The 11,515-nt window shown below is 72.2% G+C and carries 10 protein-coding genes and 3 pseudogenes; 7 read left to right on the top strand and 6 right to left on the bottom strand.

All coding sequences use genetic code 11. The annotated features are described in order from the left end of the window. Positions 1–33 precede the first annotated feature (33 nt). On the bottom strand, positions 34–897 hold the full coding sequence (locus WKH84_RS17530; protein WP_341854581.1) for an FAD-binding oxidoreductase: 864 nt from the start codon (positions 895–897) through the stop codon (positions 34–36). A 300-nt stretch (positions 898–1,197) separates the two neighbouring features. Between WKH84_RS17530 and WKH84_RS17535 the strand changes: the two genes are divergently transcribed. The 4 genes from WKH84_RS17535 (at position 1,198) to WKH84_RS17550 (ending at position 5,125) form a co-directional block, all read left to right on the top strand. After that, positions 1,198–1,983, top strand: coding sequence for a VOC family protein (locus tag WKH84_RS17535; protein WP_341854582.1), 786 nt, complete (start codon positions 1,198–1,200; stop codon positions 1,981–1,983). A gap of 1,666 nt (positions 1,984–3,649) precedes the next feature. Beyond that, a complete protein-coding gene (locus tag WKH84_RS17540) occupies positions 3,650–4,180 on the top strand; it encodes a DNA starvation/stationary phase protection protein (protein ID WP_341854583.1) in 531 nt (176 codons plus the stop codon). Between the two features lie 55 nt (positions 4,181–4,235). After that, positions 4,236–4,769, top strand: coding sequence for a hypothetical protein (locus WKH84_RS17545; RefSeq protein ID WP_341854584.1), 534 nt, complete (start codon positions 4,236–4,238; stop codon positions 4,767–4,769). Continuing rightward, the gene (locus tag WKH84_RS17550) at positions 4,739–5,125 is read left to right on the top strand and encodes a hypothetical protein (RefSeq protein ID WP_341854585.1); all 387 of its coding nucleotides are present in this window, start codon (positions 4,739–4,741) and stop codon (positions 5,123–5,125) included. Before WKH84_RS17545 ends, WKH84_RS17550 begins: the two co-directional genes overlap by 31 nt. 121 nt (positions 5,126–5,246) lie before the next feature. On the opposite strand, the gene WKH84_RS17555 is transcribed toward WKH84_RS17550, so the two are convergent. The 4 genes and pseudogenes from WKH84_RS17555 to WKH84_RS17570 all read right to left on the bottom strand — a co-directional run. Continuing rightward, positions 5,247–5,456 carry a CsbD family protein gene (locus tag WKH84_RS17555; protein ID WP_341854586.1) on the bottom strand — a complete coding sequence of 70 codons (210 nt, stop codon included), beginning with the start codon at positions 5,454–5,456 and terminating at the stop codon, positions 5,247–5,249. Positions 5,457–5,564: 108 nt separating this feature from the next. After that, positions 5,565–6,065: a hypothetical protein gene (locus WKH84_RS17560; RefSeq protein WP_341854587.1), complete on the bottom strand. Its 501-nt coding sequence runs from the start codon at positions 6,063–6,065 to the stop codon at positions 5,565–5,567. A gap of 283 nt (positions 6,066–6,348) precedes the next feature. Continuing rightward, positions 6,349–6,588: pseudogene (locus WKH84_RS17565) on the bottom strand (aconitate hydratase); the annotation flags it as partial. 74 nt (positions 6,589–6,662) lie between these two features. Next, positions 6,663–7,649: pseudogene (locus WKH84_RS17570) on the bottom strand (aconitase family protein); the annotation flags it as partial. A gap of 168 nt (positions 7,650–7,817) precedes the next feature. Here WKH84_RS17570 and WKH84_RS17575 point away from each other — a divergent pair. After that, positions 7,818–8,921 carry a 3-deoxy-7-phosphoheptulonate synthase gene (locus WKH84_RS17575; protein ID WP_341854588.1) on the top strand — a complete coding sequence of 368 codons (1,104 nt, stop codon included), beginning with the start codon at positions 7,818–7,820 and terminating at the stop codon, positions 8,919–8,921. A gap of 10 nt (positions 8,922–8,931) precedes the next feature. Here WKH84_RS17575 and WKH84_RS17580 read toward each other — a convergent pair whose 3' ends face one another. Next, positions 8,932–9,699 carry an NAD(P)H-binding protein gene (locus WKH84_RS17580; RefSeq protein ID WP_341854589.1) on the bottom strand — a complete coding sequence of 256 codons (768 nt, stop codon included), beginning with the start codon at positions 9,697–9,699 and terminating at the stop codon, positions 8,932–8,934. Between the two features lie 153 nt (positions 9,700–9,852). Here WKH84_RS17580 and WKH84_RS17585 point away from each other — a divergent pair. Together WKH84_RS17585 and WKH84_RS17590 are read left to right on the top strand one after the other, a co-directional pair. Further along, positions 9,853–10,613: pseudogene (locus WKH84_RS17585) on the top strand (DUF5701 family protein). A gap of 169 nt (positions 10,614–10,782) precedes the next feature. Beyond that, positions 10,783–11,466, top strand: a complete 684-nt coding sequence (locus tag WKH84_RS17590) for a DUF6226 family protein (RefSeq protein WP_341854590.1) — start codon at positions 10,783–10,785, stop codon at positions 11,464–11,466. Positions 11,467–11,515: the final 49 nt, after the last annotated feature.

The following is an 11,515-nucleotide window of genomic DNA, read 5'->3' on the forward strand; positions in this document are numbered from 1 at the left end:
GGTCCGGAGGCGGCGCGCGGCGCGCCGCGCCGATCAGCGCCTCGCCCGCGGCATGGTCCTGGTCGATCCAGACGCTGTGGATCGCCAGCGCGGAGCGTCCCCGAACCCGTCCTCGGGCGGCGGCGAGGCGATCGAGACCTCCGCGGCGAGCTGGTCGGGCAGGTCGCGGCTCCACCGCTCGAAGGCGCCGAGCGCCCGCCGCCACTGCGACCGTCGGTAGTACAGGCTCGCTCCGAGCACCGTCTCCGGCATCGGCACGGCCCGGTAGGTGAACGCGGTGACCACGCCGAAGTTCCCGCCCCCGCCGCGCAGGGCCCAGAACAGGTCCCGGTGCTCCTCCTCGCTCGCGCGCACTCGTCGGCCGTCGGCGAGGAGGACGTCGGCGGCCTCGAGCCGGTCCAGGCTGAGCCCGGCCTTCCGCGACAGCCAGCCCACCCCGCCGCCGAGCGTCATCCCGGCGATGCCGGGGGAGGACGGTGCCCAGCGGCACGGCGAGCCGGTGCGGCGCGGTCGCGGCGTCGACATCGCCGACCCTCGCCCCAGGCGAGGCCGTGACCAGGTGGGCCGCGGGGTCCACGGTGACCTCGCGCGCGCGCCGAGATCCAGCACGATCCCGTCGTCGACGGTGCCGAGCCCCGCGACGGAGTGCCCGCCCCCGCGCACCGCGAGCGGCAGGCCCGTCTCCCGCACCGCCTCCAGCACGGGCGCGACGTCATCGATCGTCGCGGCGCGCACCACCAGGTAGGGGAAGCGGTCCTCGCGCCCGTTCCACACCGCCCGCGCCGCGTCGTAGTCCGGGTGGCCGGGCACCACCACCTCGCCCGCGACCCGGTCGCGCGACCGGTCCAGGGCCGCGCGTGATTCCGGGATCGGATCCTCGCCCGTCTTCCATGTCATGGCCTGGCGACCTCCTGGAATGGTGGGCGAACAGGCCGCCCACGACCAAGGAAGAGTGCCGGGACGCACCGCCCGGGCACCCTCCGTGGACTGTGCCTGACCAGCGGGCGGGTCGCCCGTCGGCAGGCGGGTGGAGCTGATCCGACGGTACTGCGCGGCGAGGGGGAGGGCAACGGGCCTCCCGCTCGTGGTGCCCGGGCACGTCGACGCCTATGACCGCGCCGACGCGGCCGATGCTCATCCCGGCCGCGCGAGGTGGCAGGCTGGGCGTACCCGCCCCACCCCGGACGAAGGAGCACCATGTCCGTCCCCCATCTGCTCGACCACATCGTCATCGCCGGCCCCGACCTCGCCGAGACCGTCGAGTGGTTCCGCGAGCTCACCGGCGTCACCCCCGCACCCGGCGGCAGTCACCCCACCGGCACCGCGAACGCCCTGGTCGCCCTCACCGTCGGCGGCGAGCCACGCCCGCACTACCTCGAGCTGATCGGCCCCGACCCGGAGCGCGAGGGGGAGGAGGCGCCGAAGACCTTCAGCATCAACCGCCTGAAGCGCCCCACCCTGATCACCTACGCCGTGCACCCCGAGGGCATCGACCAGGTCGCCGAGCGCTCCCGCGGCGCCGGCGTCGATCCCGGCCCCGTCGAGGACCTCTCCCGCACCACTGCCGACGGCGAGCTCCTGCAGTGGCGGCTCACCCAGGCCCGCGCCCCGCGCAACTACGGCGTGCCCTTCCTCATCGACTGGGGCGCCACCGAGCGCCCCGGCCTCACCGACCTGCCCACGATCGAGCTGGTCTCCTTCGAGCGCATCGAGGTCAGGCCCGAGCCGCGCAGAAGGCGCTGGCCGCGCTCGACCTCGGCGACGGCGTCGCCCCGGTCCATGAGGGCCCCGGCTCCCGCTTCGTGCTCCAGCCGCGCACCGAGGACGGGCGCGAGATCGAGATCTGAGACGTTCCACGGCCGCCCCTGGCATCGTCCCGCCGCGGGTGCGTGCCGCATGTGGTCAGGTGATGGCGTATGGCGTACCGCTACGCCTATATGGCGGTGTCAAGCGGTCAGTGCACTGTCAGCCAGGACCTGCTGAAACACTTCAGCCGGAGTCCTCCAGCCGAGGGTTTGACGTGGCCTCTTGTTGAGCGACCTCTCGGCTTCCGCGACCTGCTCGTCAGTGACCTTCCGGAAGTCCGTGCCCTTTGGGAAGAAGTCACGTAGTAGTCCGTTGGTATTCTCATTCGACCCTCGCGCCACGGCGAATGAGGATCACAGAAGAACACTTGGATATTCGTCGCGAGGGTGAGCTCTGGATGCGATGCCATTTCTGGCCCCTGATCCCACGTAAGAGTCTTCCGTATTACCTCAGGCAGGCTCCCGATCATCTCTGCCAGCGGCGGCATGGCTGATGTGGTGTCATGCTTGCCTGGAAGCCTTCGGAGAATGACCAGGCGCGAAGTCCTTTCCACGAGCGTTATTATCGCGGACTGGTTCTTCGTTCCCACCACCAGGTCCCCCTCCCAGTGCCCGGGAACTGCTCGATCCGCAACCTCCGGCGGACGCGTCGAGATGTGGCACCCCTGCACCCAGGTCTGCCCCCGAGCTTTCGGAAGTCGCGATTGGGGCACTCGTGACGTGCGACCGGATCGCAACGCCTTCTCCTTGGCCAGCTCCTGGCGAAGCGTCCCTCGACCCTGCATGTAGAGCGCCTGGTAGATGGTCTCGTGCGACACCCACATCTCCTCGCGATCCGGGAAGTCCTTACGCAACTGCGCGGCAACCTGTCGCGGGGAAAACCAATCGCGCAAGTAACCGATCACAGCCTGACGCAACTCGGGACGAGAGTCCAGAAAGCACTGCCGGACCCTGCGTCGACGGCGATCTGTATCCCTCTGTGCGGCACGAGCGTGATAATGGCCGTTCGTGCCAGTGTTCCGCTTCAGCTCCCGCGTTACGGTCGACGCAGAACAGCCTATATAGCGAGCGATTGCGACCCCTGACATGCCTTCCTCGTGCCTTGATTGGATATGCGCTCTATCGAAAGCGTCGAGACGTCGACCATGACCGGGAGTGTGCACGTCTGAGACTACCTCGGCAGGGCGATCCTGCACGACAAGACGAACCCCTCCCTTGTTGCCAAAACTCGGGGTGTAGCCCGCCTCGCGAGACCACCGTGAAATCGTGTGGCGATCCCATCCCAGTTCGCGCGCCACCGCGCTCATAGACAAGCCATCCTCGAGCAACCCGAGGACCTCATCCATGTCGTCCTGCGTCGCAATCCTGCGCCTACCGCTCATCGCTCCTCCAGATCATCACCACCGATGCAGTGATCATCTGAAACCGCCATATAGGCGTACTGGTACGCCACACGCCACTACTCGACCATGGCTCGAGGCCCAGAGTGCGAGGAACCGGGCTCGAGGCCCAGAGTGCGAGGAACGGGGCTCGTAGCCCAGGGTGCGAGGCGCCGGGCCCGCGGCCGCGGACAAGAGCCGAGGCGCGCGCGGCACCGGAATCACAGGCACGCGGCTCGGAAGCACTGGGCCGGGCCCGCACGGCACTGCCCCGCCCGATCAGGACGCGCCGTCATTCCTGCCGTGCCGGATCTCGGCCCTCCTTCGGCGCCCGCCGGCGGGCGCCGCCTCGACCGCTCGGCCCGGAATCTTGCCGTGCCGGGGGCCGCTGATTAGCGTGCCGAGCAGTGATCGCGGTCCGTGGACCTCGCGGATCGCGCAGGTCATCGACAAGGAGGACCTCCCATGAACGACACCGTCACCGTCCCCGATCCGGCAGGATCCACGCGCACCGGGCGCGAGAACGCCGAGCAGGGCTTCCTCGCCCCCGCCGCACTCACCAAGAACCTCCAGGCCGTCCTGGTGGACCTCACGGCCCTGCACCTCGTGGGCAAGCAGGCGCACTGGAACATCGTGGGCCCGAACTTCCGCGACCTGCACCTGAACCTCGACGAGGTGGTCGCCATCGCCCGGGCGAGCGCCGACGACGTCGCCGAGCGCATGCGCGCCCTCCACGCCGCGCCCGATGCCCGTCCGGCGGTGGTCGCCGAGCAGACCACGCCGCCCGAGTTCCCCCAGGGCGAGGTGCTCACGCACGATGCGATCGACCTCGTGACCGCGTCCATCGAGGGGACCGTGGGCACGATGCGCTCGGTCCATGACGAGGTGGACGAGGCGGATCCCACCTCCGCGGACATCCTGCACGGGATCATCGAGAAGCTCGAGCAGCAGGCCTGGTTCATCAGCGCGGAGACCCGCACCCCGAAGGAGCGCTGATCCCTCGCGTTCCCGGTAATCGCCTCCGGCACGACGCGCCGTCATCATGGACGTCATGAGGGAGACGCACAGCTCGCGAGACGACCACCCCGACCCCGACGACCTGTCGGTCGTGTTCTCCGCCGCTCCGGCGCCGGAGGCCGAGGACGCCGCGTCCGCCGACCCGGCAGAGCCGACCGGCTGGCCCTGGTTCCTGCCGCAGGACGGCCTCGGCCGGGAGGAGCTCGAGCCAACGGTCGACGTCGAGGACGATCCGGTCGGGGCCGCAGAGACGCTCGCCCGGATCCCGCTGGTGCGCGGCGCCGTGGCCCTGCTCAAGCACGTGGGCGAAGGGCTCCCGCTCACCTCCGAGGGCGAGCTCGGCTCGGGCGACGTCCGCGCGCTCGCGGCGGCCATGGGCCTCGACCTGGGCGAGCAGGAGCCGGTCTCGATGCGCGAGATCGGGGCGATCGTCGGCCCCTGGAACTCCCTGATCGCCGGGAAGTGGCTGAGCGTGAGCGGCGGCGAGGTCGTGCCGGGGAGGGGATGGTGCCCGCGGCGGCGCGGTCCGAGGATCCGGTGGCCTTCGTCCGCTTCGCCCGCGCCGTGATCGTGCCGCTGGTCCTCGAGAGCCTTCGACAGGGCGGTGAGGAGGGTGGGCTGTTCGGCGGCTCGGACACCTTCACCGCGCTCGCTGCACACGGTCGCGCCCGGCGGGCTCCTGCTTCCGGCGACGATCCGCGTCGCCCTCGATCAGGGCCTGGTGCCGGCCGATCCCGCCGGCGACCCGGACATGGACGAGATCAACCGGTACTGGCAGGCGGAGCGCGACCTCGGCACGCTCGCCGCCTACGGGCGCTGCACCGGGAGCCGCTCCCGGACGGGCAGGCCGTCCGGTATCTCGGCACCGTGGAGGTGCTGGTCGAGGCGTACGGCGCGCTGGAGATGTTCCAGGATCCCGACTGAGCGTCGCCGCGGCCGTGCGACCCGTGGCCCTCACGGCGGTGACGCCGGAGCACGCGACGAGGGCGGCCCCACCCGATGGAGCCGCCCTCGTCGACGGAGACGGGCCTCGGCCCGGCGGCGATCAGTCCTTCGAGTCCTTGCCGCGCAGGCCGTCGACCGCGCCCTTGACGGTGTCGCGGGCGTCCTGGAGCTTGTCCTTCGCGTCGGCCTTGCCCTGCTGGGCCTGGCCCTCGGCCTCGGTCTCCTTGTCGCCGGACAGCTTGCCTAGGCCCTCCTTGGCCTGGCCGCCCAGCTTGTCCTTGCTGTTCTCGAACTTCTCGTCGGTGCTCATCGCAGACCTCCTCGGTCGAGTGGACGCACGGCTCCCGTGCGATGCCCCGAGACTACGCGCCGACCCTGCACACCGTCCGACCCTCCGGTCGATCGGCCCGGCCCGCCCTCACAGGTCCTTCGCGGTCAGCGGGATCCGCCCGCCGGCGAGCACCATGTCGACCTGCCGCGGCGAGAGCCGGTGGTGCGACCCGATGTCCCTCCCGCCGATCCGGGCGGTGAGCGCGTTCCCGGCCCGCGGCGCCGCATGGATCCCCTCGAGCACCACCTCGGCGCCGGCCTCGATCCCGTCGTGGTCGGCGGGGTCGTCGAACTCGAGGGCGAGGATCCCGAAGTTCGCGAGGTTCTGCCAGTGGATGCGAGCGAAGGACTGTGCGATCACGGCGCGCGACCCCAGGTGGCGGGGCGCGATCACGGCGTGCTCGCGGGAGGAGCCCTGTCCGTAGTTCTCCCCGGCGATCACCACGTGCCCTGCCTCCGCCTCCTTCGCCCGCTGCGGATAGGTCTCGTCGATCCGGGTGAAGGAGAACTCGGCGATCTTCGGGATGTTGCTGCGGAAGGGCGGCGACCCGGGAGCCGGCCGGCATGATCTCGTCGGTCGAGACGTCATCGCCCATCACCAGCGGCGCCGGCACCCGCAGGTCGTCCTCGATCGGTGTGAACTCCGGGAGGGTGGAGATGTTCGGGCCCTTGACGAGCTCGACCCGTGCGGCCTCCTCGGGCGGCGGCGGCGCCTGCGGCATGTCGTCGATCCGCGCGTAGCGCTCGGGCATCGCCGGGCGCGCGTACGTGATGCCGTGGCTGTCCTCGAGGGTGCGCGGGTCGGTGATCACCCCGGCCAGCGCCGCGGCGGCCGCGGTCTCCGGCGAGCACAGCCACACGGAGTCCTCCTCGGTGCCGGAGCGGCCGGGGAAGTTCCGCGGCATGGTGCGCAGGGAGTTGCGGCCGGTCGCCGGGGCCTGCCCCATCCCGATGCGGCCCATGCGGCCGGACTGGTGGATGCGCGCCCCGGCCGTGACCAGCGGGGTGAGCCAGCCGCCGGTGACCAGGTCCGCGAGCACCTCGCGGGAGGTGGGGTTGATGTCGAGGGACAGCCCGGGCGCGGTCTGCCGCCCCTGAAGGATCTCGGCCACGACGGCGAAGTCCCGCGCCCCGGGTTCGCCGAGGAGCCGACGACGACCTGCGAGACCTCCTCCCCGGCCACGGACGCGACGGGGACGACGTTCCCGGGGGAGGAGGGCCGGGCGATCAGCGGCTCGAGGGCGGCGAGGTCGATGTGCTCGGTGCGGTCGTAGCCCGCGCCCTCGTCGGCCTCGATCCGGGTGAACTCGTCGCCGCGGCCGACGGACCCGAGATAGTCGCGCACCGCGTCGTCGGCCGGGAACACGGTCGCGGTCGCGCCGAGCTCCGCTCCCATGTTGGCGATGACGTGGCGGTCCATCGCGGTCAGCGCGCGAGCCCCTCGCCGTGGTACTCGATGATGCGGCCCACCCCGCCCTTCACGCCGTGGCGGCGCAAAGATCTCCAGCACCACGTCCTTGGCGCTGACCCAGGCGGGCGACTCGCCGGTCAGCTCCACGCCCCAGATCTCCGGCGTGGTGACGTACAGCGGCTGGCCGGCCATCGCCATCGCGATCTCGAGTCCGCCCACGCCGATCGCGAGCATGCCCAGCGCCCCGCCGGCGCAGGTGTGGGAGTCAGAGCCGATCAGGACCGCGCCGGGCCGGCCGAAGTGCGCCTGGTGCACGGGATGGGAGACGCCGTTGCCCGCCTTCGAGAACCACAGCCCGAACCGCTGCGCGGCCGATTCGAGGAAGAGGTGGTCGTCGGGGTTCTTCCAGTCCGTCTGCAGCAGGTTGTGGTCCACGTACTGCACGGACAGCTCGGTGCGGATCCGGTCCAGCCCCATCGCCTCGAGCTCGAGCATCACCATGGTGCCGGTCGCATCCTGGGTGAGGGTCTGGTCCACCAGCGACCCGATCTCCTGCCCGGGATCGGCACCGCCCTCGACGAGATGGCCGGCGATCAGCTTCTGGGCGACGTTGCGCGGCATGGATCCGTCCTCCTCACGGGTCGGACCGCCGGCGAGGCCCGTCGGCGGGCCTGCCCCCACCGTACGCGGGAGCCGCGCTCCTGTCCGCTCCTCGACTCCCGGGATGGCGCGGGCGCCGGAAACGTGTAGGGTCCCTCCCATGCAGAAGCGTTGGCAGTTCTATGCGAAGTCGGCTCCGGAGGGGCCGGCCGCCGTATAGCGCCACCGACCCTCTCCAGAGCCGACAAGGGCAGAGCATCCGCTCTGCCCTTCGCCATTCCCGGCGGGCTCTGCAGCAGTGGGTCCGCCCCCACCCGGAGGACAGGACCCATGACCCTTCTCGCCACCGCCACCACCGCCGTCCAGGCCGACACCGATGTCGCCCCCGACCGCCACATCGCGGGCTTCACCGCGCCGCCCACCCCCGCCGAGCTCCGCGCCGAGATGCCGCTGACCGGCGTCTCCGCCGCCCAGGTCGCCGCGCACCGGGAGCAGATCCGCGACGTGCTCACCGGCGCCGACGACCGTCTACTGGTCGTCGTCGGCCCCTGCTCGATCCATGACCCGGAGGCGGGGCTCGACTACGCGCGACGCCTCGCGGACCTGCGCGCCGAGATGCAGGACGACCTGCTGCTGGTGATGCGCACCTACTTCGAGAAGCCGCGCACCACCGTCGGCTGGAAGGGCCTGATCAACGACCCGCACCTGGACGGCTCCCACGACATCGCCGCGGGGCTCCGCACCGCCCGCGCCTTCCTCCGCGAGGTCACCGCGCTCGGCCTGCCTGCCGCCACCGAGTTCCTCGAGCCGATCAGCCCCCAGTACATCGCCGACCTCGTCAGCTGGGGCGCGATCGGGGCGCGCACCACCGAGTCGCAGATCCACCGCCAGCTCGCCTCGGGACTGTCCATGCCGATCGGGTTCAAGAACGGCACCGACGGCGGGATCCAGGTCGCGCTCGACGCGCTCGGCGCCGCCTCCGCCCCGCAGTCCTTCCTCGGCATCGACGCCGACGGGAGGGCCGCGCTGGTCGCCACGACCGGCAACCCCGACCTCTCCCTCATCCTGCGCGGCGGGGCCGACGGACCGAACTTCGCCCCCGCCCAGGTCGCGGAGGCCGCGGGGCGGCTGGAGGCGGCCGGACTGCCGCGGCGCCTGATCATCGACGCCTCCCACGCCAACAGCGGCAAGGACCACGTGCGTCAGCGGGAGGTCGCGGGGCCGCTCGCCGAGCAGGTCGCGACAGGCGGCGCCGCGATCGCCGGGATCATGCTCGAGAGCAACCTGCTCGGCGGCGCGCAGAAGCTCGACCCCGAGGTCGGCCCCGTCGGGCTCGTCCGCGGCCGCTCGGTGACCGACGCCTGCATGGGCTGGGACGCGACCGAGGAGGCGGCGCGCGAGCTCGCCGCCGGGGCGCGCCGCCGGCGGGGCTGAGCGGCTCGGGCTACCGGCTCCTCAGCCGCGGCGGTCCTCCGAATCCAGCCACTGCTCGAAGGTGGTCGCGCCGATCCGGGCCGTTGCGGGGTCGCCGCCGCGGCGCCCCGGAGGCCAGTCCCCGCCAGTAGGTGCCGGGCAGGCGCGGCTCGAGCACGCGCCGGGAGATCCCGTCGTGCGCGTACTGGCGGCGGATCATGCCGGTGAGGGTCTCCTCCTCGGGGCCGATCAGGTCCGGGGCACGCCGGGAGGGGCCGTCCTCCGCGAGATCCACCAGGTGGTGCCCGACCTCGCGGGCGGCGACGGGCCGTGAGAGCATCCGCGGGGCGAGGGTCAGCGGGCCGAGGGTGGTCTGCGCGATGATCTGGCCGGCGAACTCGTGGAACTGGGCGGCGCGGGCGATGGTGTGCGGCGGCGCGGAGGCCTCGACCAGACGCTCCTGGGCGAGCTTGCCCGCGTAGTAGGCGGCGTCGGCCGCCTCCAGCCCGACGATCGAGAGCAAGACGTGATGGCCGACGCCGGCGCGTTGCTCCGCCTTGAGCAGGTTCCTGCTGGTGGCGGTGAAGAACTCGGTCGCCTTCCGGGCGTTCTGGGTGGTGATGTTCAGGGCGTCGATGACGATGTCGGCCTCCTCGAGCGCGGCGTCCAGCCCCTGCCCGGTGAGCACGTCGACGCCCTCGCGGCGGCTCAGCACCGCCGTGTCGTGCCCGCGCTCTCGAGCGGCCTCGGTGATGCGTCGTCCGACCATGCCGGTTCCCCCGGCGATCGCGATCCTCATCCTGACCCTCTCCTCGCTCCCCGTCGCCGCCACCCACTCTTCCCTACCCGGCCCCGCCCGTCGAGGGGACCGAAACCCCCGCGCGCACACTTCGGCGTCCTGTGCGTGACCTCAGACCGCCAGAGGCGCTGAGGTCACGCAGGGAGCGCAGAAGTGTGCACCGCCTCCCGCCGACCACTGCCCGGCGGCATCGCGGCGGGGAACAATCCCGTCAACGCCCGCGTTGACCCCGGTCCGTCTCACCCCGCCCGCCGCGTCCTCCGAGGAGCTCCCATCACCGCGACCACCGCCCTGCCCACCCTCTCCGCCCAGGCCGAGCGCCTGATCGCGCTCGACCTCCACGCCCTCGCGGGTCTCCCGGCCGACGTCGCGCGCGGGACCGCAGAGCGCGCGGGCGCCGACCGCACCGACGCCCTCCTCGCGATCGACCCCGCCCTCGCCCCGCCCTCGTCCCTCGCCCCGCTCCTGCGACGCGGCGAGAAGCCGGGCTTCGTCGTCGAGGACATGACCGACGTCGACGCCTTCGCGCCCACCGGTGCCGACCTGCCCGAGGCGCCGCTCTACCTCGTCCAGGCCCCGGAGCGCGGCGACGAGTTCGAGAACGCCTCCCCGGCCGAGGCGCTCGAGTCGATCACCGCCGCGGGGCGCGACCCGCTGCTGCTCACCGAGGGGATGCTCTGGGTGCGCAGGTCCCCGAGGTCCTCGAGCGGAACCACTGCTTCATGACGATCGGCTCCCGGACTCGGAAGTCGAGCGGCACGCTCGACTCCCGCACCCCCGCGCTGTGGATCTCGGGCGGCGCCGGCCGCGATGGGAAGGAGCGGAAGGACGCGCCGAAGCTCGGCTGGTGCTGGTGGAACAACCGCCACACCTGGCTCGGCATCGCCTCGGCGGGCGGACGCTCGGCCGGCTGAAAGACGTGGACTCCGCCCGGTGCCGCGGATAGCCTCCGCCTCATGACCGACGACGAGACGCCCACCTGGTGGCAGGAGCATCACGCCTTCCTGCAGGAGGGCGCCGAGGAGGGCGAGGTCGACGCCGGCCCGCCCTTCTCGCCGCAGGCTGCTCGACCTGCTCGCCAACGTGGAGCGCGCCTTCGAGGTGACGGGCGCGGACACCCCGCCCTGGCCAGACCCGCATCTCGGGCCCGACGGCGAGGACACCCCCGTGCGCGAGGAGGAGTACAGCCGGCGCCTCGACCCCGGCAAGCACAGGATCCTCGCCGCCCGCGCCGAGGCCTGGGCCCAGGTGCTCGTCGCGAAGGGCTGGGCCGAGCGCGAGGAGATCGCGGACGGTGCGGCCCTGCTCTGGAGGGCCGAGTCCGGTCTGCCCCTCCACCGCGCCATGGTGTCGCGCCCCCACCGGCGCGGGGCGTCGCCCCTGCTCCTCGTGCGCACCGCCCCCGACGAGGAGGACGGTCATCACGACCTGACCACGGCCGACGCGCGCGCTCCCCGGCATCGTCGTCGCCCTCGGAGACCCACCGCTGCCCGTCGAGACGCGCCCTTCTGCGGCTGCGATGCCTGTGACTCCGGCTCCCGCGACCTGCTCGAGCGACTGGACGAGGCGATCCTCTCGATCGTCGACGGCTCCTACGAGGCCCTGATCTCCCCGCACGGCCGGCGGGAGCGCACTTCCTTCCATGCGTCGTCGGGATGGAGCGTCGACCAGCCCGCCGTGCCCGCCCACCTCACCGCCGGCCCCTGGGCCGAGAACTGGACTCCGCGACTGATGGACCCGATGCTCGAGCCGGAGGACCGCGCATGAGAGCAGGGGGAGCGGAGGTCACCGTCCCCCTCGACGCCCTCGAGAATCC

The organism is Brachybacterium sp. GPGPB12 (assembly GCF_038396325.1).
Classification (GTDB): Bacteria; Actinomycetota; Actinomycetes; order Actinomycetales; family Dermabacteraceae; genus Brachybacterium; species Brachybacterium conglomeratum.